Source organism: Gimesia benthica (assembly GCF_009720525.1).
Classification (GTDB): domain Bacteria; phylum Planctomycetota; class Planctomycetia; order Planctomycetales; family Planctomycetaceae; genus Gimesia; species Gimesia benthica.
The window spans coordinates 4,384,039-4,409,620 of sequence record NZ_CP043930.1 but is presented as its reverse complement, the minus strand read 5'-3'; the positions used below and the strand labels follow the sequence as shown (position 1 = coordinate 4,409,620).

Genomic DNA, 25,582 nt, shown 5'->3' with positions numbered 1-25,582 from the left:
CCGCACAGTGAAGTACACTTCGGCCCGAAATTAATTTCTGGAATGCTGACCTGTCTACGGCGATCATCCGGGCCACGGAGTTTTTGAGCCAGACAGGTTATGCGGCGGAAAGGAGTCTGCCATGTCATATGTACCAACCCGCTTTATTCATGCTGCGAACCTGCGCCTCGATCATCAGCCGCAGGGAGTCGCTACCATTTCGGAAGCAGCGCAGCATCTGCTCGAAGACTGCACACTGCACTCGTTTGCCAATCTGGTTCAGTGTTGCCTCGACCAGAGTGTCGACTTCCTGCTGCTGACGGGAAATACGTTCGTCGAATCAGATCACAGTATCCGTGCCCGTATCGCACTCATCGATGGCTTTCAGAAACTGGCCGCGCACAATATTCAAGTACTGGTCATTCCCGGTGAATCAGATCCGCTCAGTGCCTGGGACCTGCAATATCACTGGCCCGAGAATGTCACCTTCTTCTCCCCCGGCGATCACGAACGGTTCGACATTCTCCGCGAAACGGAAACGGTGGCAACTCTGCAGCTCTTCGGATCTGCACCGGCGAAAACCTACCAGACACTGAAACTGAAACAGCGGAATCAACTGTTCAACAAACACAACCAGCGTCCCCTTTCAATCGGCTGCATGACTCCCGCTTCATCAACTACCGCTGAGGAATCAGCGACCTTCGAACTCGATTCATTCTCGCTGGCCGTCCCGGATGCTTTCCAGAACGACGATGACAGCAGCGAAGTGGCCGTGGATTACCTTTCACTCCCCAAAGGGACGAGCCACCATACGTTTGAAATGCAGCCCGGCGTTGCCCATCATCCGGGAACGGCCCAGGGATTGAACTTCGGTGAATACCAGAAGAATGGCGTAACGCTGGCCATCGTCAATTCAGAGGCACCTTTGGAACTCAGACGAATCAAAGTCGCCCCGGTGCGCTGGCTCCCGCTTGAGCTGGAACTGGAGCCACACACTTCCACAGCACAACTGCGACAGCAGATGAAATCCGCACTGTTATCGCGGAAACCAGGCAAGCACGAACGACTCTGGATGGTCTGCTGGAAACTGTCTGGCAGTGGATCCCTGCTTGATGCACTGGAAGACGCCACACAACAGGCGGAGTTGACTTCTGCACTGCAGCAGGAACTGAAACAGCAACAGCTTTCCCAACTGGAACACACTTTCAAGCTGGAATTCACCCCCATTCAACAGCACCGGGAATCGGGCACCGAACTGACCGATTCATATCTGCGACAGGTGGAATCCTTTCGCACGCGCTTTGATGCCCCCCTTGAGCGACTGATCTCCCGCGCCGGTCATCTCGACCCGCAGTGGCAGCAGCGGTTAAAGTCCATCGCTGCAGAGCTCGATGAAGTGCAGATCTTCAATACAGCCATCCGCAACGGACAGTCCTGGCTCAACATCTCGACGGATGAGGAACATCACTCATGAAAATCACTCGCATTCACGTCGACCGGTTTGGAAACTGGCATGACCTGGATCTGGCCCCCCTGCAGGCGGGAATCAATGTCTTTTACGGTCCCAATGAAACGGGCAAGTCGACCCTGATGCGCATGATCCGGGGCATCCTTTATGGATTTCGTCCCGAGGAAAATCGCGAACAGCCACGCGTACCGGATTCAACTCCATGGTCTGCACTGCTGGACATCAAACATCAGGGACAGCGGTACGAGATCCGTCGCCAGTCCAGGGCCGGCGGTCGCGGACAATTCTCCTTCCAGGCAGAAGCACGCGGTATTTCCAGCCAGGAACTGCTGAGTTCACTCCATGCGGGAGTCAAAGAGAGTGTTTACGAGAATGTGTTCGCCATTGGTCTGAACGAACTGCAGGAACTGGGCACGCTGCACGGCGAGCAGGTTGCCCGCCACATCTATGGTCTTTCCCTCGGCCCCGAAGGTCAGGCGATCCTCGATGTATCGCAGCAGATCGCAGCCAACAGACAGACCTGCCTGAGCCACAATCTCAAATCGGGCTCGCTGGTCGACCTGTACCGTAAGTTGGATGAAGTCAACAGCAAGCTCGCCAGCTTGAAGCAGCAGTCGCAGCAATTCTTTCAGCTTTCTAACGAACTCCAGCAGCTCCGCGAAGAATCCGACAGTCTGAAGAAACGGAAGTCAGGACTGCAGTACCAGATCCGCGGACATCGTTTCCTGGAACGGGTCTTCAAGCCCTGGCAGGACGTTCAGAACCTGCATCACAAACTGAAGCAATTGCCCGTTGTCCATGACTTCCCCGTCGATGGCGTCGCTCAACTTGATGAATATGATCGTAAAATTAAACAGACCGAATCCCGGTTGATCGAAGTTAAAGCCGAAATCAAACGGCTCCGTAAGGAAATCGAACAATACGAATCGGACAATGAGCTGCTGGAACATGCAGCTCAGATCCAGAGCCTGGCAGACCAGAAAGACTGGATCGCTTCCCTGGAGCATGATTTCCAGGAAGGTCAGACCGAAGTCCGCAGGCTGGAACAGATTCTCGAACAGTATCGTCCTCAGAATCTGTCGGTCGATGCCCTGTCACACATTCAAACCACGCCGGACAATAATCAGCGACTGATTCAGGCAGCCCGCGAATACCGGGCGGCGTCACACAAACGCAAACAGGCTCACTTGCGTTATAAGAAGGTCTCCCGCCGCTACCAGAAAAAACTGGCTGAACTGCAGGATAAATCGGGACGCCTGCTCAATGGACAGTCCATCGAACAGGAACTGAAACGAGCCCGCGAACGCATGCAGCATCTTGAGCGACTCAGTCAGCTGCGGTTCCGCGAATCCGAATTTTCGATTCGCCAGGAAGCCGTCCGCGAACAACTGGATCGCCTGCAGACCCACTCCCGCATTCCGGGTTGGGCCAAAAAAACACTCTTCGGCTTTGCCATCGCTGGTACGCTGCTGTTACTGGCGGGTATCTGGCGTGGTGTCACCGATGCCTCCCTGGTCGGTCTTATCTACTGTCTGACCGGCCTGTTTCTGGGGGGACTTACCTGGGCGATCAAGAAGCATTTCGAAATCGATGTCAACGACCAGGCGGATGAACTCCAGGATGAAAACTGGGCTCTCGACGTCCACCTCCGTGAAACGCGTCAGGAAATCGACCGTCTGCTGGAAGACGAGTACTTCTCCCTGAAGCTGGTCAAAGAAGGCCACTCACTCAGCAACCCGCGTCATCGCGAACAGTTACCCGCACTGAGCTTCAATGACGAGAATGTCCTGCGGACTGAGCTGCTGCACGATCTGGCTTTCAAAATCTCAGAGCTGGAACAGCTGCAGGCTTCGCAGGAACAGGTTCAGAAAACCCGACAGCGACTGGTGCGACTCCGCAACCGGTCGCAGGAAATCCAGCGCGAGTTCAGCAGCAAGCGTCACGAATGGTGCGAATGCCTGAAACAGCTGGGCCTCACCGAAACACTGAAAATTGAAGACGCCTTCCGCATGTGGCACCAGGTTTCCAATGCCAGCCTGTACGCCACCCAGCGCGAGCAGGAACTGAGACGAATCAAGCCACTGGGCGACATCGTCAACATGTTCTACCGTCGCGTGCGGGAACTGGGTCTGAAACTGAACCGGAATCAGCAGCAGCTTGATCGCCCGTTTGAAGTGGTCGGGGAATGGGAACGCGAACTCGAACTACTCTCGGGACAGCGGAAAGAGCGGGCTCGACTGCGGAAAGAAGAAAAGCGTCTGCGTCAGGAAGCAGATACCCTGCAGCTCTCACTCGAAGGACTGCAACATCAGCGGTCTTCGCTGCTGATCCAGGGGGGTGCCGCTAATCGCGAGGAATTCCTGCAGCGGGCGAACTCAATTGATGAGCGTCTGCAACTGGAAGAACTGCTCGCTGATGCCCAGGCGGAACTCGAGAAAATCAGTCGCAGCGAACAGGAAATGGCCATCGTCGAAGAGGATCTGCTCAATTTCGATCTGCAGCAGAATACCGACCACCTGGACATGCTCAACCTGGAACTGGAAGACATCGAACGTGATCTGGTCAGCGTCGCTGAGAACATGGGGCGACTCAAACAGGACTACCAGAACGCGAAAACGGATCGTTCCTCTGCACAACTGCGATTCCAGCGGGAACAGATTCAGGAACAGATCCGACAAGCGGGTTCACTCTGGTTCTCGAACGAACTCTCCGCCGTTGGCATCAATCAGCTGCGTTCCGAATTCGAACGGACCAGTCAGCCTGAAACACTGGCGATCGCCTCAGACTACCTGCGTCAGTTGACCAACGACAAATACACCAATATCTGGACTCCGCTCGGCGAGCAGTTCCCCAAGATCGACGACGACCAGGGGCACACGCTGACCGTCGATGAACTCAGTAGCGGTACCCGCGAGCAGCTGTTCCTGGCAATTCGCCTGGCGATGGTAGAACGCTTCCGGAACCAAGGAGTACAGCTCCCGATGATCCTGGATGATGTCCTGGTTAACTTCGACCAGGAACGGACCCGGGCTGCGATCAAAACTTTGAATGCCGTTGCAGCCAAGGGACAGCAGATTCTGCTTTTCACCTGCCACCTGCACCTGACGCAACTCTTCGAAGAACAGGGCATCACTGCGGTCCGCCTGCCGGCTTCTGATGTGGCACGCAGTCACGCCCCCGAAGTGATCCCGACAACTGTAATTGAAGAAGTTGTTGATGAGGAAATCGAAGAAGACGAATATACGGAGCCCTCAGAGGAGTCGATCTATGAAGAACCAGCCACACTCGAAGTACTCTCTTATGAGCTCGACTGGTCAGATCCGCTGGACTGCCTTTCCGGGTTGAGTGACTCACAGATTCAGTCGCTGACGGAAGCGGACATCTGGACCGTCCGCGATCTGCTTACCTTCTCTGCCGACGAGATTGCTGACGGGGTTGACGACGACAGTCTGACCGCCGGTCTGATCTTCGAATGGCAGAGCCAGGCTCGACTGGCTGCCTGTATCCGCGGTCTGGCACCCACTCACGCGCTGTTACTTGTCTCCTGTGGCATCACCGAACCGAACGAAATCGCCGGAATGACCTTTGAAGAACTCTGGTCGCTGGTGGAAGCCTGCCAGGATTCCTCGGACATTCCACTGCAGTCTGTTATCACAGAAATCCGTGTGGAACAATGGATCCGCGGCGCACAACAGGCGCGTACGTTTTCGCCAGAAGCCTCTGAGTCCCTCTTACAATCAGAGCAGGAACCACCTCAGGAAAGACGAGAATATCGGCACGATGGTTCACACCCCACTCCCGATTCACAGGGACCGAACATTCCCCCCTTTTACCTGAATCGATCAATGCCCGTTGAAGATGCGCCTTCCATCGGCCCGAAGACAGCCGAACGTCTGGAAGCCGCGGGCGTCTTTACCGTGAATGATCTGCTGGAATGTAATCCCGAATTCGTCGCAAACAAACTCAACGTGCAGCACATCAGAAAACAGACCATCCGCAAATGGAAGAAACAGACGAAGCTCGTCTGCTGTATTCCCGGACTCCGCGGACACGACGCCCAGATCCTCGAAGGGTGCGGCCTGACCGAACCCGAAATGATCGCCCGGGCGATCCCGCAGGATCTGCTCGGGAAGGTCAATTCGTTCCTCAAAACCAAAAAGGGGCAACGCATCCTCAGAGACGCCAAACGTCCCGACCTGGAAGAAGTCTCCGACTGGATTCACTGGTCACAGAAAGCCCGCAAGCTGCAGGCCGCCTGATGGCATACCTTGTGAGTTAACGTTCGATCTTCAATAGCTTGCGTCGTAACAGATCCAAAGCCGCTTTGGAAATGCGGCTCTTGGCGATCGCCCGATTAACCGTTAATCCGATCTCCTCCACCCAGGCTCCGTCGTCACTCGCGAGAGCCACGAAAGCCTGCGGTGCATTTTCACGATCCTGCCAGGACTGATTCAGATCCAGCAGAATGGCCAGACCAAAATCACTGGCCTGCGTTTCCCGCGTGGATTTCGCCAAGGCCAGTGCACCGTCTGCAGAAAACGCATCTACACGCGCCAGTACGGTTCCCCCTTTGAAACAGTCCGCCGAACCCGCGACTTCGGTCAACCGATAGGACAGCAGTCCTCCGGTGCCGCATTCGCTGGATGCCACACTGAGTTTGCTCTCATTCAACAGGGTCACCACCACGTGTTCGAGTTCTTCATCTTCGTAACCGAAAATGTAGTCGCCCAGTCGTTCGCGAATCTGCTCATAGGTGGCTGAAATCTTCTGCTCGCAATCATCGTTGGACTCACCCATCGCTTTAATTCGCAGCGTGATGGTCGCTTCATGGGCTGTGATGCCAACCTCCGGATCGCGACCGCGGCTGGTGATATCTCCCAGCAGTTCTTCGGTCTTTGACTCACCGACCCCGAAGCAGTTGATGCGGGCAAAGCGAATGATCCGCGTTCCACGAACCAGTCGCGGGAGCACGGACTCAAAAAACATCGGCTTCATTTCGGAAGGCACGCCCGGCATCGCCGCGATATGACAGATCCCCTCTCCCCCATCACGGGAGACCGTCATCCAGATTCCCGGTGCAGTCCCATGTTCATTTTTGATGGGCTCTGCCCCCTCGGGGAACATCGCCTGGATCCGGTTCCGCTCGGGCATTTCGCGATACCGTTTCTGAAACATGCTTTCGATGATCGCCAGCGATTCTGCATCAAGCACCAGATCCGTACCCGTCAGTCCCGCCATCGCCTGTCGCGTCAGGTCATCCAGTGTGGGTCCCAGCCCCCCTGTGATCAGAATCAGATCGGAGCGGGAAGCCGAAAGTCGCAACTGATCAATGATCTCATCCAGGTTGTCAGCAATCGTCGTATGAAAGTGCGTCGCAATTCCTGCCGCCGCCAGTTCCGTACTCAGCCACTGGCTGTTCGTATCCAGCTTTTCGCCGTTTGTCAGCTCACTGCCAATCGCAATAATCTCTGCTTGCATTCTTAATTTCCGTCTCGGGTGGAACTGTTCGTTCCACCTGCTGCTATTTGATAGAATGTGCCTCAGGCACTTCCCGTACTGACTGCACCCTGCACAGCCAGTTGATATTGTTCGACTGTTTTCTCGACCATCGTCTCCACCCGAAACTGCTGACGCACCAGTTCTCGCGCCGATTCACCCATTGCTCGAGCTTTCAAGGGGTCATTGAGCAGTTCGAGAATACTGTTGGACAGCGACTCGCTGTTGGACGGCGGAATCACCAGCCCGGTTTCACCATCGCGAATCACCGAATACACGCCCCCAACCCCAGTCGCGATGACTGGCTTGGCCAGCGCCATCGCCTCCAGCATAATCGTTCCCAGCCCCTGCCTTAATGAGGGCAGACAGAATATATCCATCGCTTCCAGTGAGATGGCGAAGTCATACAGGTTGGGAACAAAGGTCACATTCGCCGTAATTTCCAGGTCACGTGCCAGATGCCGCAGATTCCCTTCCTCGGGACCGGCGCCTGAAATCAGAAACTGTACGTTGGGATTTTCCGCCAGCACACGACTGGCGGCTCCCAGGAAATAAGGAAGTCCCTTGATGGCTTCCAGCGGACCAGCCGTTCCGACTACCGGCTGATGATCCAGTGATAGCACTGGTGACAGGTGGGAAACATCGGGGACATCCACGCCACTGGAAATCACGAGTACGAAATCTTCCGGGAGTCCGGTGCGGGCGATCAGATCTTTTTTGACCGACTCACTGACGGTGATGATCCCCCGGCACCATTTTAAATCGATGCGCAGTTTTTCATCGCTCTGCAGATAGTCATTCACGGTCAGCAAAAACGGACGCTTCAGTTTTCGCGCCATCCACTGTCCCTGCGGCAGCACATGTCGCGACTGGATGTGAATCAGATCCGGGATGTTCTTCTCGACTTCCTGTTTGACCAGACGCAGAACAGCCTGCCCCAGAATCGGTACATTCAGGTTCCGATACTCGGTAATATCCAGCTTACTGCGGATGCCCGGATCGACTTTCGACGCATCAGGACAGACCACGCGTGCCCGGATGCCATAATCGGCGGTGTAATGGGCCAGTCGTAGGGTATAGGCAGAGGTCCCCCTCAGTTCAAACGGCCCGGCAAACAGCAAAACTTTCATCGAGGAATCAACTTTACTCATTCACTCTTTTTCCAGCGCTGTATTGCTTCTGTGTGTTTCGGGGAGACGCGACCGCCTGAAACGCTTATCAGGAACGACGTCGTGACTTCGGTGGAGAGAGAATCTCGCTCAGGATATAAGCCTGGCGAAATGACTGTTTGTCCTTGAGTGCATCGCGCAGAAGCTGGGCTGCCCCAATCCGCGGGCCCAGCTTGCTGCCTCCCGACCGGTTACCAAAAGTGTCTGAAAGATGCTGGCCGACTTTACTGTCGATCTGGCTATGCACCCGGGACTGCATATGTTTCTTCTGAGTCTTTTCGATCCGATCACGCAGCGATCCACCCAGTCGCTTCTGCCGCTTCTGTTCTTCCAGTTCGTTGCGTTCGCGATGAGTGACTTTTTTCTTCTTGGGCTTCGGCTCAGGGGGTTTGCTGGCGGACTGCTGCATCTTCTGCTGATAACTGCTCGAAGCCGACGGCAATGGTTTTCTCTGACGGCGCTGTCGTCGCGGCGTCGAGGCAGCCGCTTCAATACCGTCATCCTCAAAGAAATCGATCTCCGTCGGTTCCGCTGCCCGGGCCTGCTGTGCGCGCGGTTCCTGTTTCTTTGCCTGCTGGGGATTCATCGCGTCCTGCAGAAATTTTTCCAGCTCTTTCTGCAGTTGCGCTTTCTCTTTAGCCTTGCCGGGCTGTGCTTTATTCTTTTCCTTGGCGGCATTCGCGATTGCACTGGCGGCACTGATCAGCAGAAACAGGATACCGATTACGGCGCCCACCCAGTCTGCTGCTAAGATCGGAAGATTCATAATTTACCCCAGTTGCTCTTTAATCCTGTCCAGTCGCATCAGCCTGGCTGTGAATCCCTTTCACAATCAAACACGGCTCATGCTTAGCTGGTTGTAGACGGTTCCCGTTCGGGAGTCCCGATCATGTCACGCATCTTGGTATCGGCCTGCACGTTTTTGAGTTCATAGTAATCCAGGATCCCGATTTTTCCGGAACGAAACGCCTCGGCGATCGCTTCGGGCACTTTGGCTTCTGCCAACACTACCTGGGCCCGGTTTTCCTGGGTCAACGCGACCATTTCCTGCTCGCGAGCCTTCTGTTCTGCTCGTCGCTGTTCTGCTTTCGCCTGTGCCACACGCATTTCCGCTTCAGCGTGATCCGCCTGCAACCGGGCTCCGATGTTCTCACCCACATCAATGTCTGCGATATCGATCGAAACAATCGTGTAAGCGGTCTGCTTTTCCAGCCCCTCGTTCAACACGATCTGCGTAATCTTATCCGGATTCTCCAGGACCTGTTCGTAAGTAGAAGTCGAACCGATGGCCTGCACAATCCCCTGTCCCACACGGGCAATGACGGTCTCTTCGGTTGCACCACCGACCAGCTGTTTCAGGTTGGTTCGCACGGTAACCCGGGCCCGTACATTTAACTGAATTCCATCGCCAGCCACTGCATCCAACGTGCTGTTGGTCTTCCGGGGATCGGGACAGTCAATCACCTTGGGGTACACGCTCGTCCGCACGGCGTCTAAAATATCGCGGCCCGCCAGGTCGATCGCCTGGGCAGACTGCCAGTCCAGATCGATTTTCGCCCGCTGGGCGGCAATCAGGGCACGAATCACATTCGGTACATTCCCCCCCGCGAGGTAATGGGCTTCCAGATCACGCGTCGAAATATCATACGACTTGGTGACCCCAGCCTGAATTGCCATGATTTTACTGCGGACGATAATGGTCGGGTTGACCTTACGAATCGTCATCATCACCAGATCGAAGAAACCGATTTTGGCTTTCGTCAACTTACACTGAATCCACAAACCGGCAAACCGGGCAAACAACGCGAATATAAACAGCGCAAACAGAAAGACGACAATCCCCACAATCCAGATGATTGTGGTGTTATCATCGGCCGCTAATAGATTCAAGGTGCTCATTCCTGCTTTCCTGTCCTGAGAAAAAGTAGATCCTGGTGTTGTTTGCTACGGCGGAACTCGACTTGGCAACCTGTCGGCTATCCGGATTTAGTCATTGTAGAGAATTTTTGGGCTCGACTCCAGAGCCTGCCGATAGAATCAGGTTTCGGGAACCTCAAAATCGAGAGAACCATCGGCCAGCGATTCGCGCTTTGGGGCAGTTTTTTCTTCTGTATCGGAACTCTCTTTGACGGGTTTCTTAACCATTTTCACGACCAGACGCGTCCCTTCCACGGCTATGATCTCCACATCCACACGCGGATCGATGATCATGCCCTGGCTTTCACAGTGGTGCCGTTCATGATCAACGATGACAAACCCACTGGGGTTCAAAAGAGTTTGCGTTTTTCCTGTTTTCCCGACTAATGACCGCAGATGATCGGTCTCGGCCTGGAAACCACTGACTTCTTCCAGTGTCGGCGCTTCGTGAATGAACTTCTTGCCCCAGGCTGTATTCGGAAAGATTTTGACTGCCATGCCGATTGTCGTTGGTATCAGCAAAATAATACTGGCGATATAGGTCCACCAGAAACCGGGGCTGGTTCCCCACCAGGCCATCCAGGCCCCCCAAAGCGAGGCAGCCATGCTCGATAATGCCAGCACGGCAATCAGCCCTCCCGAAGGAATGAAGATCTCAGCCACGAACATCATCAATGCTATGATCAAGCCCAGAATGGCAATCAGCGAATAATCCATCAGACCTCTCGACTCTCCTTGCGATCAGCTCACCCGACTTGGAATCCCGCAAGGAACTGCTGGGACCGACAGGTGAATCACACGGGGCATCAATATCGTATGCCTGTGCCAGGCAGCAGCTTACGACACCGCTTTCCTATTGTACCTGCTTTGATCGGCAAGACAAGACGCGAACGGAAATATCCCGCTCTACCAGCTGTGCGTATTCTCAGCGCAGCCGGGATGAGACTGACGAGGCTCTGAAACCTGCTTATTTGTCACACAACAGTGACTGGCAGGGAAAGCAGTACTGCGGATCAGGCTGGTCACTCAGATCCACGATCCAGATGTTGCGAAAACGGACCGGATTGCGGTGATCCTGCAGCTTGATCGGATACAGCTCCGGTCCTTCCTGCTTACCACCGCCGGTCTTGGCGACAATCGCGTAGTCCTGGTGGACGGGAACCCCATTCAACAGCACGGTGATGTAAGCATCCTTGATCTTCTTCCCGTCCGCATCGAATTTGGGAGCAACAAAACCGATGTCATATGTCTGCCAGGACAAAGGTGGAAAACACATGTTGATGCGGGGACGCTTTTGCTTGTACAGACCACCGCACTCGTTCTCGACCCCTTCCAGGCCGAATGAATCCAGCACCTGGACTTCGTAGCGGCTCTGCAGATAAATCCCACTGTTGCTGCGTGCCTGTCCGACAGCGTAAGGCATATAAGGCAGACGGAATTCGACATGCAGGCGATAGCTGCGATAGGTATGCTTGAACTCGGTCCCCTCTTTCAGCAGACCTCCGGGAGTGATCTCGCCCCCGGTCAGCTCATCCACGGAAGAACCATCGAAAATCACAGTGGCCCCCGGTGGTGGCGTTGCGCCCAGAGTCACACTGCTCCGCTGGTATTTAGTCAGCTGACCCAGCAGATGCCCTCTGTGATCCAGAATTTCTACGGGACCATTCTTGTAAACCTGCAGCGTCAGGTCTTTTCCCTGCAGTGTCAATACGTCCCCGTCCCGGGTTCCTTCCAACTCTTCACGGGCAGAGAGGTCCCAGCCATTACCGGGCAGTCCGCCCTGGTAAAGCGAGGCGATGAAATGTCCATCACCGCGGGCGACCACCTGCAACCCCAGGGCAGCGGAGCCACACCAGTTGCAGTCGGATCCGAGCGATCCATAGTATTCACCCTGATAGAAAAAATCATCGTCGACATTCTTCAGATCGACCACGGCATAGTTCTTGTCGCCTTTAGGGGCCTGAGCAAATGCTGCGGATGTCATTACGCAGCTTAAACAGCACAATCCTACGAACGCCTGACGCAACATTGATTCCCTATCCTCTCTAAAAGCCATAGTCGAAATAGTCCGACCCTTTTATGTAAGCCCCCATTCTGAGGAGACTCACCCCGATTTGCAAGCCTTGAATTCAGGATTGGCTTATCTCTATCACGGCTCCTGCAGAGCAGTTCAGGTGTTAACGAACATTAACATTTCCGCGAAACCGAGGGTACGATCAGCAGGATTATGACGACAAAACGAACCGGTATGTTGTGACCTCACTTCATTTTTGGCACAATAGTTCAACAGTGCGATTCTGCAGGTCGTCGCTTGAGCCTGCTTCCCGCCGAAATCGGTTCTGCCCCGGCAGAGCCTGACCCACCCTGTCATGACTCTTGCAACACAGAAAAGATGACCTATGAGATACGCCGTATATGGATTGGTTGTCATACTAATCATTCTCCACCAGGACAACTGGCTCTGGGATGACAAAAGACTCATCTTCGGATTCATGCCGATCACCCTGCTCTACCAGGCAGGAATCTCTATCGGTGCCGCCATTGTCTGGTTTCTGGCGACCAAATTTGCCTGGCCTCACCATCTGGAAGAAATCGCCCAGGATTCCCCCGCCCCGGCACCTGCTCCCACAGCAGCCCTCAAATCTGCCCCAGAATCTGACCAGGAAACAGGAGACACAGAATAATGATTCAGTTGGTAATTATTGGAATCTACTTGAGTTTGCTGCTGTTTCTGGGCGTGTTCTCCAGTCGTCTGTTTAAAGGAACCAGTAAGGACTACATGCTCGCCAGTCATTCGATTGGCCCGTTTCTGCTGCTGATGTCGATCTTCGGCACCACGATGACCGCCTTCGCCCTGGTCGGTTCCAGTGGGGAAGCCTACAAAGAAGGGGTCGGCGTCTACGGGATGCTCGCCTCTTCCAGCGGGATCATCCACTCGCTCTGCTTCTTCCTGCTCGGGATTAAACTCTGGTCCTGGGGACACAAATACGGTTACACCACCCAGATTCAGTTCTTCCGCGAACGTCTGGAAAGCGACAAGATCGGCGTGATCCTCTTCCCGATTCTCGTCGGTCTGGTAATTCCTTACCTGTTGATCGGCGTCATGTCTTCCGGCGTGGTCATCAGCAGTATTACGGAAGGTGCCTTCGACAGCGCCTTCGCCGCCTACGATTACGGCATCCCCCCCTGGCTCGGTTCGCTGGTTATCAGCCTCGTCGTGTTGATCTACGTCTTCTTCGGCGGGATGCGGGGAACCGCCTGGGCTAACACATTTCAGACCATCGTGTTCATGATACTCGGCGTCGTCACCTTCTTCGTGATTTCCAGCAAACTGGGTGGTCTGCAGGCTGCCAGCGAAGCGGTGCTCGAAAAGAACCCCTCGAAACTCATGCGGGCCGTCGATCCCAAAGACCGCGCCGCTTATGCGAAACGATATGAGACCTGGACCCTGATCGCTAAATACAATTACGCGACCCGTGTCCTTAAAACACTGACACTCACTCCCGAGCAGAAAGCCGCAGCCTACGAGGAATTCAAACCCCGTATGCCCAACTGGCAGATGACTGCCGAAGCCGTCTACGCTGCCAAGAACGGTCTCTACGAACTGACCACCGAACAGACCAACCGCGCCCTGCTCAAACAGGACGACCGCGTCACGCCGGATCCCTTCCCCGAGAAGTGGACTACCGACCTGATGTCGCATCATGCCCTGCAGGAATATCCGCGGAAAGCTAACGCGGAAGACGAACAGGCGATGCTGATCTTCGGCGATAAAATCGGCCATCCCAACCACGATCTGGATCCCAACGATCCTTCCAAAGGTAAAAAGTGGACGATCAAAAAAGCGCTCGGCGTCTACCGGGCCACCAACTGGGCTCCCGATGCACCGCATCCCATGAGCAAGCTCGTCTTCTTCACTTACTTCTTCGTCCCCCTCTCGGTCGGCATGTTCCCCCACCTGTTCCAGCACTGGCTCACCGCCCGTTCTGCAGGGACATTTAAACTTCCCGTGGTCGCACACCCGCTGTTCATCATGATTGTCTGGGTTCCCTGCGTCCTGGTCGGTGTCTGGGCAACCTCCGCCACCTTCAACGGGGCACCGCTCTTCCCGCCACACTTCCCGGCGAACGCGGTCCTTGCGGCGATGGTGAAGAAGATGACCTCCCCCGTTCTCGCCGGCTTCCTGACCGCAGGGATTCTGGCCGCCATCATGTCTTCGCTGGACAGTCAGTTCCTCTGTATCGGCACCATGTTTACTGAAGACATTGTCGTGCATTACGGCGGAAAAGACCGTTTTACAGATAAACAGGTTGTCCTCATGGCCCGGACCTTTATTATTCTGGTGGTAGCGATCACCTACGGTTTCAGTCTGCTGGAACCGCGGCGGGTCTTTACCCTCGGTGTCTGGTGCTTCAGTGGGTTTTCCAGCCTGTTCCCCATCATCTTTGCTGCGGTCTACTGGAAACGCCTCACCAAGCCTGGCGCTTACGCAGGTGTCCTGGTCGCCTTCGGTACCTGGCTCTACCTGTTTAAAGAAGCCGGTTACGCCTTGAAGCCGAACTACACCTTCCTGGGCATGATGCCGGTAGCCACCATGGTGGTCGCCTCCGCGGTCGCCATGATCCTGGTCTCCCTGGTCACCAGACCTCCCAGCAAGGAAACCCTCGTGCGGTTCTTCCCGGAAGACTGATTCCCCGGAACCGCCTGTAACAGGTTTTAATCTCACAGCAGACTGCAGATTTAAGGCCGCAGTCTGCTGTTTTCTGATTTCTATTGAGAGATGCATGTCCTGCACTTTTAAAACAATTCGCCGCGTGGAATTTCACGAAACGGACATGGCCGGCATTGTCCACTTCTCAAACTTCTACAAATACATGGAACAGGCCGAGCACGAATACTATCGCTCACTCGGCATGACCATCGTCGATAAACAGCCCGACGGCTCCGTCATCGGCTGGCCGCGGGTCTCCGCCCAATGCTCTTTTGAATCTCCCGCTTTCTACGGCGACCTCCTCGAAATTCGTCTCACCATCGAACGGGTCGGCGTCAAATCGCTGACTATCGAATACGACTTCTGGCGGGATGACACCAAAATCGCCAAAGGACGCATGAAAACCGTCTGCTGCCATTTCACGCATGGCGAACCGATGAAGTCCATCGAGATCCCCGAGTGGATTCAACAGAAAATTGAAGACTCACAGCATCCCACAACCTGACTCTACCGGCAGGGACTGACATGAACGACGCTCCCGAGCAATTAGTTGTCCGCAACTTAACCAAACAGTTCACCCTCGCCGATGAATCGCTGTCGATTCTCGCCGGCGTGGATCTCACCCTCAACCGCGGCGAAGCGCTCGCCATTACCGGTCCCTCCGGTTCCGGCAAGAGCACGCTGCTCTACATCCTCGGCGTGCTCGATCAGCCCACCGCGGGTGAAGTCATCCAGTTCAACCAGAACCCGTTCGTCCTCAGCGACAAAGAACAGGCCGAGTTTCGCAACCAGAATATCGGTTTCATTTTTCAGGACCATCACCTGATGCCTCAGTTCTCGGTTCTCGAAAATGTCCTGATTCCCACCATGGTTCATCAGGGATCTTCCAGCGACGCCGAGGAACGTGCCCGCCACCTGCTGGAACGCGTCGGGCTCAAAGATCGACTCAATCATCGTCCCGCCCAGATTTCCGGAGGCGAACGCCAGCGGGTCGCAGTCTGCCGGGCCTTGATCAATAATCCGCGTCTGCTGCTCGCTGACGAACCCACGGGAAACCTGGACCGGGCCAATACCGAATCCATCGGCAAACTCCTGCTGGAAATCAACCAGGAACAGAACACCATTCTGATCTGCGTCACCCACAGCAGCGAACTGGCGGCCCTCTTTCCGCAACATCAAAGATTACGCGACGGTCTCCTCGTGACCGAATCGGTCTGAAATCGAATGTTCTAACTGCAGAAGAGTTCGAGTTATGAATCAAGCGCGCTTTGTCATCAAAAGTCTGACTTATCACTGGCGCACCAACCTCGCCGTACTCCTCGGAGTCATCGCGGCCACCGCTGTCATCGGCGGCGCCCTCATCGTCGGCGATTCCGTTCGCGCCAGCCTCAGACAGATGACACTCGACCGTCTCGGCAAAATCGACTACGTCGTCTCCGGTCATCGCTTCTTCCGCGAGCAGTTGGCCGACGATCTGCAGAAGTCCTCCGCTCTCCCGGAAAGCATCGAAACCATCGCACCAGCGCTCGTCCTCCGTGGCGCGCTGGAAAAGAACCGGGAAGACCTGCACCTCCGCGTCGGTCAGGTCAACATCTTCGGCACCGATCAACGTCTCTGGTCGCTCCTCGATCATGGCGACATCCCTGCCCCCGAAGACGATCAGGCGATCCTCAACTCCCGCGTCGCAGAGCAGCTCGAAGCCTCGGTCGGCGATCAGATCACCCTCTGGATCGAACTCCCTTCTGCCATCCCCCGCGATTCGCTGCTGGGTGAGAAAGAAGAACAGTCGGTCGAAATCACCCTCACCGTCAGTCAGATTCTCGATGAAGACTCCAAGGCCGGCCGCCTCGCTCTGCTCCCCAATCAACAGCTCCCGCTCGACCTGTTTCTCTCGCTCGACACCCTGCAGGCCGCGCTCGATCTCGATGAAATTCAACCCTCTCGCCGCGATCCCAAGCAACGGCCCGCCCGGGTCAACTCCCTCTTTTTCAGCTCCCACGCGGAATCGATCCCCGACTCTCCCCAGGCCCGCATCGTCGCCCAGGGCCTGGAAGCGGCTCTCAAACAGAGCCTCACTCTCGCAGACCTGAACCTCAAGATCATTCCCAACAAAGAACGGAACTACCTCTCGCTCGAAAGCGAGCAGATGATCCTCGACCCGCAGATCGAACAGGCCGGCCGCGCAGCTGCGAAAAAACTCGACGTCGCCACCTCGCCCGTCATGGTCTACATCGCCAATGAATTCAGTCCGCTGAAAACCCCCACCGGCGAGGAAAAAACTCCTTACTCCATGTATTCCATCGTCGCGGGCCTCGACTTCCCCGAGCAGCCACCGTTCGGCCCCTTTAAGTTCATCGGCGCTAAACCAAAGCTTCCGCTCAAGGAAAACGAAATCGTCCTCAATGAATGGCTGGCCAACGACCTTAAGACCAAAGTCGGCGATCAACTGCGGATGAAATACCACGTCGTCGGCTCCCGGGGAGAACTGCCCGAAGTCGAACAGACCTTCACTGTCGCCGGCATCGTTGCCCTCGATGGCACTCCCGCTGCCGATCGCAAACTGACGCCCGATATGGAAGGCATCACCGATGCAGACACCTTCGGCGACTGGGAACAGCCCTTCCCCATGAAACTCGATAAAGTCACCGACCGCGACGAAGAATACTGGGACAAATATAAAGCCACTCCCAAAGCCTTCCTCGCTCTGGAAACCGCCCAGACGCTCTGGAACAGCCGCTACGGTACCTTGACGTCGCTCCGCTTCGCAACCCTGCCCGACAAAAACACGGAGGAAACATCGACCGCGTTCGCAGCGTCTCTGCTCAGCAATATCGATGTTCTCAAAATGGGACTCGCCGTCCAGCCCATCAAATTTCTCGGACTGGCTGCCGCCAGTGGAACCACCGATTTCAGTGGTCTGTTTATCGGCTTCAGCTTCTTCATCATCCTCTCGGCTATCATCCTCATTCGGCTGCTGTTCAAGCTGGGCGTCGATCGTCGCGTCTCTTCCATCGGCCTGCTCTCCGCTATCGGCTTTACCCCCGCACAAGTCCGGCAGATCATTTTCAAGGAAGCCCTCCTCGTCATCCTCTCCGGAGGCATCCTCGGTATTCTGGCTGCCATCGGCTATGCATCGCTCATGCTCTATGGTCTCAGAACCTGGTGGATCGGCGCTATCGGCACCCGCTTTCTGTTCGTTGACCTGACTCCCCAGAGTCTCGCTATCGGCTTTCTGATCGCCGTTTTCTTCTCCGGCTTCGTGATCTGGAAATCGATGTCCGAACTGAAACAGATCTCGATTCGCGGCCTCCTCTCCGGCGTAAACAGTCCCGACCAGGAACCCGCTCGCGCCGCAAAACGCGTCGGCCTCACCTGGAAGATCTCCACGGTCCTCGCGCTCGTACTGGTCCTCGCCACCGTGACCGGAATCATTCCCAAACAGGAAGCCTTTTCCGGCTTCTCCTGGCAGACAGTCTGCTTCTTCCTGGTGGGAACGCTCTCGCTGGTTGCCAGCCTCAGCTTCCTCTCCAGTTTTCTCCGCACCGATTCCACCACCCCCATCCAGGGGAACGGCGGCTTTGCACTGATGAAGCTCGGCTTCCGTAACGCCGGTCGCTTCCGTCAACGCAGCGTCCTTACCACCGCGCTCATCGCCTCGGCGACCTTCGTCCTTGTCTCCGTCGCCGCAGGACATCGTAACCCCGCCGTCGAAGAACCCGACAAAGACTCCGGTAACGGCGGCTTCACCCTCGTCGCGGAAACTTCGTCCCCCCTGATCTTTGACCTCAACACAGTCGATGGTCGCGACAAAATGCTGGTCAACGCTCCCGACGATCCCGAAACGAAACGGCTGCTCAAAGAAATGCAGGCGATCCCCTTCCGCGTCAAACCGGGTGAGAACGCCAGCTGCCTGAATATCTATCAAACCACCGTCCCCACCATCCTCGGCGTGCCGCAGGAACTCATCGAACGCGGCGGCTTCAAATTCGCCGACACCCCGGGCGACAATCCCTGGGAACTGCTCAACCAGCCGCAGGACGATGGTTCCATCCCCGCCCTGGGCGATATGAATACGCTCATGTACAGCCTCCATAAAGGCATCGGCGCCAGTGTCGGCATTCCTTCCGACGAACGTCCCGAACACAAATTGAAAATCAAAGGCATGTTCGATGGCAGCATCTTCCAGGGCGTGCTGCTCATCTCCGAACAGCACTTCCAGCAGCTGTTCCCCGAACAGACCGGCTTCCAGTATTTCCTGATCGAAATCCCGCCGAAGGACGCCGCCCAACTCTCGTCCATACTCGAGACCGGCCTCACCGAATACGGCTTCGATGCCGACCTCGTCGCCAATCGTCTTGCTGACTTCCTCGCCGTCCAGAACACCTACCTCTCCACCTTCCAGACATTGGGCGGCCTCGGTCTCCTCCTCGGCACCCTGGGGCTGGCGACCGTCATGCTGCGAAACGTCGTTGAACGAAGAAGCGAACTGGCCCTGCTCCGCGCCGTCGGCATGACTGGCTCCGATGTCGCGTTGATCGTCCTCGCGGAAAACGCCTTCCTGCTGATCTGGGGTCTCGCGTCCGGCATCGTCTCAGCTCTGCTGGCCATGCTGCCGCACCTGCTCTCCACCGGTGCGGACATCCCCTGGTTCAGCGGTATGTTGATTCTTCTCGCGGTGCTGATTACCGGTATGATGTCTGCCTTTTTCGCAGTCCTCTCCGCGGTCCGGGCTCCCATCCTGGCAACATTGAGATCGCATTAAACCCGCCTCTGGTGGGTGTGATTATTCCCAGCGGCGCGGCCGTGTTAACAACGGTTGCCAGCAACGGCTCACGATGCAGATTTGCGTTCCAGTACTTTGGCAACGATGTAGGCAAGCGTACCTGCACTCACAGCAGACAGCACGACCGCAATCCCCAAAGATCCCCAGTCGCCCGCCGATTCTCGAAAGGCCTCACGAATTTCCCGGCTGACAACGAAACCAAAAAAGAGACCGATGGATAAAGCCACCATCTGATATTTGGGAACCGCCTGATTCACATCGGCTTTGCTCTCTTTTGATTCATTCATCATCTCAAGCCCTTTCACTTCGGTCCCTCAAACGACACTCAGCAGTAAGTCATTCATCCTAACACATCCCAGTCACAGTACGAAACATTTTTTCATCACGGCGTCTGCGCCACTGAACTTCCCGCACTCCCAGCTGAACAGACTCCCCTTGTTCCCCACCTGCCGAAGCGTATGCTGTTCCCTTTCTGGCTCGCGCGCGAGGCACGTCAACACACACGGGAACATCAAGCATCACTGTCTCAACAACACCTGAATCACCATCGATTTTCACTCTCGATTCACTGGAACAACCCGCAGCGGTTCGCAATCGTTCCCCCTTAAGCAGCCAGGCCACAGCGGGACAAACCCCAGACAGATCGGGACAAAATCCGAGACACACCAGGACAAAATCCCGGACACAAAAGGACAAAATTCTGTCTTGACCCCCACGTGCCCTTCCACACAATCAGCCTCACTCCGAACAACGGTTAACCGGCCCGGAAGCACTTTACAAAACCTGCAAGAGAAAAGGATCAGTTCCATCACAAACACTCGACTATCAATTCCACTAAACGTAGGGGCGACCCTGTGTGGTCGCCCGCCTCGCGACAGCCCGCATGCTCTGATCCATGATGGGAATTCATAGAACACCCCCTCATGAGCGGAATGCCGCGAGCCACCGGTACTAAGGTTCGCGTCAACCTTTTATACCGGCGGCTGGCGCCTTGCCGCTCACAGAATCGGGCGAGCGCAGCGCGCAGGAGGTCGCAACAACCTGCCCCAACCCAAAACCGAAGCTCCTAACAGCAAAGGATTCACCCATGACCGAACCCACAACTCCTCCCCGCAGATATCTCTCCCGAGACGAACAGACCGTCGTCGTCCGTCTCATCCAGAAAATGATCGCCCTCGGCAGATACGCGTCCGACATCAAAACCGCGATCGCCACCCGTTACAATCTCAGCCGTCGCTCCGCCACACGCTATCTCCACCGTGCCCGCCGCGAAATGCAGGAATTCGTCGAACGCAAAGACGACGAACACCGCACCGATTCCTTTTACTTCTACCGCAGTATCATCGAAGACCCGGAATCATCCCGGCACGAACGCCTCCGCGCCTGCGAACGCATCGACAAACTTCTGGGCATCGAACTCACCGTCAAGTACACCCAGAGCCGAAACTTCAACAAGTCCATCGAAGAGATCGAGAACATGACCGACGAAGAGCTCAACGACTACTACAACAAGCTCAAGAAAAAATACAGCTGACCCCGAATCCTAACCAAAGGCACCACCGAAGCGAGGTACACTTGCAACACCAGTGAAAACCAGACACCATGGTTCTACAACAGACCTGCAGATAACACATCGCCAGCACAACAGACCCATTAGCCGCAGGGCCTTAGCCCCGGTTGAAACAACTTTGGTATGAACCGTGCAAATAAAAAGCACAACCTGGCCACCACTTTCGTGTTTTGCGCGCCTTTCGTGGTAGTAAACTCAAAACCCATGTTGTTTGAGTTCATTCTCCAGAACCAGAAGTTTCTCTGCCTGATTCAGCGCATTCCACCGGTGATGTGTTACGTGAGGAATCTCCAGATCAACAAATCGGGGTGGCTCGGAGGCTACATAATGGCTGATCTCCTCACCCCCGCAATCAGGACAACGGGGCAGCAGATTCATTTGGAATAACCCACCATCCGCATCCGGATCACAGGCCACCCCAAAAATGGTTTGCAAAAGATCGGACTGTTCCCTGTCACTCCGGCTCCCAACGCTCGTTTCCAGGCGAAGTAATCGAGCGACTTCCTCATAAACCGGGTCGGTGAGCCCATTTAAATAGCGTTCCGCCCGCCGCGTTGCACTCCGCATCAGAAACTCACCATAGACAACGGGAGTCATCTCGTAATGCTCAAACCAGCACTGACAACTACCACACTGATAGCGGTAAATCAGGAAATTCATGGCTCGGGAATGGTCTCCAGTAGAAAACGACGAATCAATCAGGTACGCCCAAATATAACCTGAGCTCGAGAGTAACAAACCAGAAGTCCCAGTTTCTCTCACAACAACCAGAGAGACATTTCCCCCTCAAACCCGGTTCCACCACTTTCGTGTTTTTCGTGCCTTTCGTGGTAGTAAAATCAAAATCAACCTACGCTTACTTCTTCAACCCCGCGCAATACTCGTGAATTTGATCCAGCTTTGCCTGCCGTGCTTTCGCAGCGGCACTCTCATCTGGGGCCTGTTCGATGCGTTCGATTGTCTGCTGGATCCGCGTTTTCAATTGTTCGTCTTCTGTCTGCATTGCCTCGCGTAAGGCCGGCAACAGTGGCTTCGCCTGCCAGCCATAAGTCGCCAGCGCCCCGGCTGCATTCAGCCGCACCCAGTTCTGTTCGTCCTGCAGTAATTTCGCAATCGCTTTCATATTCGATTCACTATAGCGGTTCACCGCCGCCAGGTAGCCAGTACTCCAGCCGCGTACAGTTCGGTCAGTACTGCTCAGGGCCCGGGCATAACGTTTTTCCAGATCGGCCTGTTCGAGTACGACCACCCCTTTGGGGATCTGTAACTTGTCAAACTGGATTTCCCCCCCGATATAAATCGTCAGGATCGGATGCTCATTCCAGATCTGGGCTCCCTGATCCTGCGATGCCATATGTTTTGCTACCCCGCCGACCATTTGCAGTTTCCAGTTGAACTTGAATGTCTTGTCTTTCATAAATGAGTTAATTTCAGCCGGTCCCGGCAGCAGCACAACTTCATGCACCTTCTCCGGGGTCGCCGCGAAGTGCTTTAACGCCGCGTTGACTGCTGCAGTATCGCCTTGATAGAAACAAGCCTCGCTGCCATTCACCCAGTAGTGGTACACCCGGTGCGTATCATTCACCACCGGCATAATCCCCGGCCACTCCTGGAAGTTCCCCGCATTCAACGGTTTATTGCCAAAGTCTTCCATGCCCAGCGCCCACACAGGCGCAGTCAGACAGCTCAGCAGCAACAGACATCCACCCCAGCTCAGGAACATCACACGCATGGCAGTCTCTCCTTCTGAAAGAATTCGCCCACTCCTGATAGAGACGACCACCACTGCACTTTGGTTTCCAGAAATCCCCAGAGTTTGAATTTTCAGACAAAATAAACAAATAACCGGGTGGGCTCGGATGCAATCCGAGCCGAGCGCAGCGAGCAGGATGTCCCAGCTCACTCACACAAATCAGAACAACCTACCCCACCTGTAACAGACCAGTGAGGTTCAACTCATCAACAAACAACCTTCACACCGAGACATCCTGTTGCCTCTGGCAATCACGGATTACATCCGCGACCACCCAGGTTCTTTTCACAATCACTACTTTCGTGCTTTTCGTGGCTTTCGTGGTAGATAAAAACAGCTACACCCTGCCAACAAAAAACACCCGCAGCCAACCGGCTCCGGGCGTTTCTGATTTCACCAGTTCAAGCCAGCGCTTACTCGTCGGTCACACAACCTTCGGAAGCGGACTTCACGTTCTTGATGTATTTATACAAAGTACCCCGCGTGTATTTGAACGGAGGAGCCGTCCAGGCTTTGCGGCGTTCTTCGAGTTCTGCGTCGCTGACTTCCATATCAATGCGATTGTTCTCGGCGTCGATGATCACCTTGTCCCCGTTCTTCACTAGGGCAACCGGTCCGCCTTCCTGGGCTTCGGGAGTGATGTGGCCTACGATGAAGCCGTGTGAACCGCCGGAGAAACGACCGTCGGTCAACAGGGCCACGTCTTTACCCAGGCCGGCACCCATGATGGCCGAAGTCGGGGTCAGCATCTCAGGCATCCCCGGTCCCCCTTTGGGGCCTTCGTAGCGGATGATGATCACATCCCCTTTGCTGATCTTCTTGTCTTCCAGGGCCTTGAGCATGTCTTCTTCGGAATCGAATACGTTGGCGGTTCCTTCGAAAACCAGACCTTCTTTACCAGTGATCTTGGCAACCGCACCGGTGGGAGCCAGGTTCCCTTTCAGGATCTGCAGGTGACCGCTTGGTTTGATCGGGTCACTGACTTTGTGCACGATGTCCTGTCCCTCTTTCAGACCGGGCAGATCGGCCAGGTTTTCGGAGTGGGTCTTGCCGGTGACGGTCATGCAGTCGCCGTTGATCAGACCTTCGGAGATCAGGTACTTCAGCACAGCCGGGGTTCCCCCCTGCTCCTGCAGGTCAGCCATTACGTACTTACCACTGGGCTTGAAGTCTGCCAGCAGCGGAATGCGATCGCTGACCGACTGGAAGTCGTCGATGGTCAGTTCGACATTCACCGAGCGGGCAATCGCCAGCAGGTGCAGGACGGCGTTGGTCGAACCGCCCAGAGCAACGGTCAGCACCATCGCATTTTCAAAGGCTTCGCGTGTCATGATGTCGCGTGGCTTGAGGTCCAGTTCCAGCAGCTTCTTGATCGCTGCACCGGCCCGGTAACACTCTTCGAGTTTATCGGGATGCTCAGCCGGAATCGATGAGCTGTAAGGCAGTGACATCCCCAGAGCTTCAATCGCTGACGCCATGGTGTTCGCGGTATACATCCCGCCGCAGGCACCAGCGCCCGGACAGCTCTTCTGCACGATCTGCTTACGTGTTTCGTCATCAATCGAACCGGCCAGGTATTCCCCGTACGACTGGAATGCGGAGACGATGTCCAGCTTCTGATTGTTCAGACAGCCGGGAGCAATGGTTCCGCCATAGACCATCAGCGACGGACGGTTGAAACGACCCATCGCGATCAGACACCCGGGCATGTTCTTGTCACAGCCGGGCAGTGAAATGTTCGCATCGTACCACTGGGCACAGGTCACGGTCTCGATGCTGTCTGCGATCAAATCGCGGGACTGTAAAGAGTACGACATGCCGTCGGTTCCCATCGAGATCCCGTCACTCACGCCGATCGTGTTGAACCGCATTCCCACCAGGCCGGCTGCCTGCACACCCTCTTTGACCTTGGCAGCCAGAATGTTGAGGTGCATATTACAGGAGTTACCTTCGTACCAGACGCTGGAAATCCCGACCTGGGCCTTGTTCATATCTTCTTCGGTCATGCCCGTGGCATACAGCATGGCCTGAGATGCCCCCTGCGAACGGGGCTGGGTGATGCGGGAACTGTAACGGTTCAGAATCGGTTGGGAATCGGATGACATCGACGGTTTTCCTCTGTTGTGTAGTACAATATCGTTCAATGATGGGAGACACGGAGCGGCACGCAGGCACGCTCCCGATTTATTCCACCAGCAGTTTCACCCGGTGGGGCACCCGTTCGACACGGGGCAGCACCTGCGGTTCGTAGATTTCCTTAAACGCCTTTGCTTCGCGGTGGTCCTGCCAGGCCTGTTCGCTGGCCCAGTGTTCCACGAGTACGAAGGTCGCCGGATCGGCTTCCGCATGATAGACGTCAAATCGCAGACAGCCCGGCTCTGTTCGCGACAGGCGACAGGCTTCCGCCAGCAGACCTTCGATTTCGGTCGCGTCCGCTGCGTCTTTCAAGGTCAGAATCACATTGAGACAAAACATAAGCGCTCTCACTCGCGACAGGGAATGAAACATTGCTGTTTGAGAAGTCAGACCTCAGACTCTCTTTTGTTCCCATACAGTAACACTCCGCCGCCTGAAGTGACAGTAAACCGCGATTCAATCACTACACCCCACACCAAATCACCCCCGCAGACCCCGCATCACCCCACCTGAACTATTCGCCAGTACATACGACATAGCCAGAAGGATAAACAGTCTGGCGAAGCTTTGCCGATCACCGCAATCTTCCCGCCTCGGCAA

Annotated in this window: 19 protein-coding genes; 8 read left to right on the top strand and 11 right to left on the bottom strand. The window is 55.4% G+C overall.

Going from position 1 to position 25,582, the window contains the following annotated elements; translation table 11 throughout:
• Window positions 1-121 precede the first annotated feature (121 nt).
• Both F1728_RS17110 and F1728_RS17105 read left to right on the top strand, forming a co-directional pair.
• Window positions 122-1,453, top strand: coding sequence for a metallophosphoesterase family protein (locus F1728_RS17110; protein ID WP_155365115.1), 1,332 nt, complete (start codon window positions 122-124; stop codon window positions 1,451-1,453).
• Window positions 1,450-5,706 (top strand): DUF4332 domain-containing protein, encoded by a 4,257-nt coding sequence (locus F1728_RS17105; protein WP_155365114.1) that lies wholly within the window; start codon window positions 1,450-1,452, stop codon window positions 5,704-5,706. The genes F1728_RS17110 and F1728_RS17105 overlap by 4 nt, the downstream gene beginning before the upstream one ends.
• Window positions 5,707-5,722: 16 nt before the next feature.
• Here F1728_RS17105 and F1728_RS17100 read toward each other — a convergent pair whose 3' ends face one another.
• From F1728_RS17100 to F1728_RS17075, 6 genes are all read right to left on the bottom strand, one after another.
• Window positions 5,723-6,925 carry a CinA family nicotinamide mononucleotide deamidase-related protein gene (locus tag F1728_RS17100; RefSeq protein ID WP_155365113.1) on the bottom strand — a complete coding sequence of 401 codons (1,203 nt, stop codon included), beginning with the start codon at window positions 6,923-6,925 and terminating at the stop codon, window positions 5,723-5,725.
• A gap of 62 nt (window positions 6,926-6,987) precedes the next feature.
• On the bottom strand, window positions 6,988-8,094 hold the full coding sequence (locus F1728_RS17095; RefSeq protein WP_155365112.1) for a glycosyltransferase family 4 protein: 1,107 nt from the start codon (window positions 8,092-8,094) through the stop codon (window positions 6,988-6,990).
• Between the two features lie 67 nt (window positions 8,095-8,161).
• Complete coding sequence (locus F1728_RS17090; RefSeq protein WP_155365111.1) at window positions 8,162-8,878, bottom strand: hypothetical protein; 717 nt, start codon at window positions 8,876-8,878, stop codon at window positions 8,162-8,164.
• Between the two features lie 83 nt (window positions 8,879-8,961).
• A complete protein-coding gene (gene floA, locus F1728_RS17085) occupies window positions 8,962-10,011 on the bottom strand; it encodes a flotillin-like protein FloA (RefSeq protein ID WP_145443011.1) in 1,050 nt (349 codons plus the stop codon).
• 138 nt (window positions 10,012-10,149) lie between these two features.
• The gene (locus tag F1728_RS17080) at window positions 10,150-10,746 is read right to left on the bottom strand and encodes an NfeD family protein (protein ID WP_155365110.1); all 597 of its coding nucleotides are present in this window, start codon (window positions 10,744-10,746) and stop codon (window positions 10,150-10,152) included.
• 250 nt (window positions 10,747-10,996) lie between these two features.
• The gene (locus F1728_RS17075; RefSeq protein ID WP_228030213.1) at window positions 10,997-12,013 is read right to left on the bottom strand and encodes a 3-keto-disaccharide hydrolase; all 1,017 of its coding nucleotides are present in this window, start codon (window positions 12,011-12,013) and stop codon (window positions 10,997-10,999) included.
• Between the two features lie 415 nt (window positions 12,014-12,428).
• On the opposite strand from F1728_RS17075, the gene F1728_RS17070 reads away from it, so the two are divergent.
• The 5 genes from F1728_RS17070 to F1728_RS17050 all read left to right on the top strand — a co-directional run bounded on the left by F1728_RS17070 (window position 12,429) and on the right by F1728_RS17050 (window position 19,502).
• Window positions 12,429-12,713, top strand: coding sequence for a DUF3311 domain-containing protein (locus tag F1728_RS17070; protein WP_155365108.1), 285 nt, complete (start codon window positions 12,429-12,431; stop codon window positions 12,711-12,713).
• Entirely contained in the window at window positions 12,713-14,719 is a 2,007-nt protein-coding gene (locus tag F1728_RS17065; RefSeq protein WP_155365107.1) for a sodium:solute symporter family protein, read from the top strand. The genes F1728_RS17070 and F1728_RS17065 overlap by 1 nt, the downstream gene beginning before the upstream one ends.
• Window positions 14,720-14,813: 94 nt before the next feature.
• Window positions 14,814-15,245 carry an acyl-CoA thioesterase gene (locus F1728_RS17060; protein WP_155365106.1) on the top strand — a complete coding sequence of 144 codons (432 nt, stop codon included), beginning with the start codon at window positions 14,814-14,816 and terminating at the stop codon, window positions 15,243-15,245.
• A gap of 20 nt (window positions 15,246-15,265) precedes the next feature.
• Window positions 15,266-15,958, top strand: a complete 693-nt coding sequence (locus F1728_RS17055) for an ABC transporter ATP-binding protein (RefSeq protein WP_155365105.1) — start codon at window positions 15,266-15,268, stop codon at window positions 15,956-15,958.
• 34 nt (window positions 15,959-15,992) lie between these two features.
• Entirely contained in the window at window positions 15,993-19,502 is a 3,510-nt protein-coding gene (locus tag F1728_RS17050) for an ABC transporter permease (RefSeq protein ID WP_155365104.1), read from the top strand.
• A 68-nt stretch (window positions 19,503-19,570) separates the two neighbouring features.
• Here the strand turns inward: F1728_RS17050 and F1728_RS17045 are convergent, their stop codons facing one another.
• Window positions 19,571-19,813, bottom strand: coding sequence for a hypothetical protein (locus F1728_RS17045; RefSeq protein ID WP_155365103.1), 243 nt, complete (start codon window positions 19,811-19,813; stop codon window positions 19,571-19,573).
• Between the two features lie 797 nt (window positions 19,814-20,610).
• On the opposite strand from F1728_RS17045, the gene F1728_RS17040 reads away from it, so the two are divergent.
• The gene (locus F1728_RS17040; protein ID WP_155365102.1) at window positions 20,611-21,057 is read left to right on the top strand and encodes a hypothetical protein; all 447 of its coding nucleotides are present in this window, start codon (window positions 20,611-20,613) and stop codon (window positions 21,055-21,057) included.
• A 231-nt stretch (window positions 21,058-21,288) separates the two neighbouring features.
• Here the strand turns inward: F1728_RS17040 and F1728_RS17035 are convergent, their stop codons facing one another.
• The 4 genes from F1728_RS17035 to F1728_RS17020 form a co-directional block, all read right to left on the bottom strand.
• Window positions 21,289-21,753, bottom strand: a complete 465-nt coding sequence (locus F1728_RS17035; protein ID WP_155365101.1) for a hypothetical protein — start codon at window positions 21,751-21,753, stop codon at window positions 21,289-21,291.
• A 196-nt stretch (window positions 21,754-21,949) separates the two neighbouring features.
• Complete coding sequence (locus F1728_RS17030; protein ID WP_155365100.1) at window positions 21,950-22,825, bottom strand: HEAT repeat domain-containing protein; 876 nt, start codon at window positions 22,823-22,825, stop codon at window positions 21,950-21,952.
• Window positions 22,826-23,259: 434 nt separating this feature from the next.
• The gene (gene ilvD, locus F1728_RS17025; RefSeq protein WP_155365099.1) at window positions 23,260-24,951 is read right to left on the bottom strand and encodes a dihydroxy-acid dehydratase; all 1,692 of its coding nucleotides are present in this window, start codon (window positions 24,949-24,951) and stop codon (window positions 23,260-23,262) included.
• Between the two features lie 79 nt (window positions 24,952-25,030).
• Window positions 25,031-25,321, bottom strand: coding sequence for a putative quinol monooxygenase (locus F1728_RS17020; RefSeq protein WP_145044847.1), 291 nt, complete (start codon window positions 25,319-25,321; stop codon window positions 25,031-25,033).
• Window positions 25,322-25,582 lie beyond the last annotated feature (261 nt).

Bases quoted from the DNA above. Each gene is read 5' to 3' on its own strand.
- F1728_RS17110 (WP_155365115.1), top strand. From the start codon at position 122: ATGTCATATGTACCAACCCGCTTTATTCATGCTGCGAACCTGCGCCTC.
- F1728_RS17105 (WP_155365114.1), top strand. From the start codon at position 1,450: ATGAAAATCACTCGCATTCACGTCGACCGGTTTGGAAACTGGCATGAC.
- F1728_RS17100 (WP_155365113.1), bottom strand. From the start codon at position 6,925: ATGCAAGCAGAGATTATTGCGATTGGCAGTGAGCTGACAAACGGCGAA.
- F1728_RS17095 (WP_155365112.1), bottom strand. From the start codon at position 8,094: ATGAGTAAAGTTGATTCCTCGATGAAAGTTTTGCTGTTTGCCGGGCCG.
- F1728_RS17090 (WP_155365111.1), bottom strand. From the start codon at position 8,878: ATGAATCTTCCGATCTTAGCAGCAGACTGGGTGGGCGCCGTAATCGGT.
- floA (WP_145443011.1), bottom strand. From the start codon at position 10,011: ATGAGCACCTTGAATCTATTAGCGGCCGATGATAACACCACAATCATC.
- F1728_RS17080 (WP_155365110.1), bottom strand. From the start codon at position 10,746: ATGGATTATTCGCTGATTGCCATTCTGGGCTTGATCATAGCATTGATG.
- F1728_RS17075 (WP_228030213.1), bottom strand. From the start codon at position 12,013: ATGACATCCGCAGCATTTGCTCAGGCCCCTAAAGGCGACAAGAACTAT.
- F1728_RS17070 (WP_155365108.1), top strand. From the start codon at position 12,429: ATGAGATACGCCGTATATGGATTGGTTGTCATACTAATCATTCTCCAC.
- F1728_RS17065 (WP_155365107.1), top strand. From the start codon at position 12,713: ATGATTCAGTTGGTAATTATTGGAATCTACTTGAGTTTGCTGCTGTTT.
- F1728_RS17060 (WP_155365106.1), top strand. From the start codon at position 14,814: ATGTCCTGCACTTTTAAAACAATTCGCCGCGTGGAATTTCACGAAACG.
- F1728_RS17055 (WP_155365105.1), top strand. From the start codon at position 15,266: ATGAACGACGCTCCCGAGCAATTAGTTGTCCGCAACTTAACCAAACAG.
- F1728_RS17050 (WP_155365104.1), top strand. From the start codon at position 15,993: ATGAATCAAGCGCGCTTTGTCATCAAAAGTCTGACTTATCACTGGCGC.
- F1728_RS17045 (WP_155365103.1), bottom strand. From the start codon at position 19,813: ATGATGAATGAATCAAAAGAGAGCAAAGCCGATGTGAATCAGGCGGTT.
- F1728_RS17040 (WP_155365102.1), top strand. From the start codon at position 20,611: ATGACCGAACCCACAACTCCTCCCCGCAGATATCTCTCCCGAGACGAA.
- F1728_RS17035 (WP_155365101.1), bottom strand. From the start codon at position 21,753: ATGAATTTCCTGATTTACCGCTATCAGTGTGGTAGTTGTCAGTGCTGG.
- F1728_RS17030 (WP_155365100.1), bottom strand. From the start codon at position 22,825: ATGCGTGTGATGTTCCTGAGCTGGGGTGGATGTCTGTTGCTGCTGAGC.
- ilvD (WP_155365099.1), bottom strand. From the start codon at position 24,951: ATGTCATCCGATTCCCAACCGATTCTGAACCGTTACAGTTCCCGCATC.
- F1728_RS17020 (WP_145044847.1), bottom strand. From the start codon at position 25,321: ATGTTTTGTCTCAATGTGATTCTGACCTTGAAAGACGCAGCGGACGCG.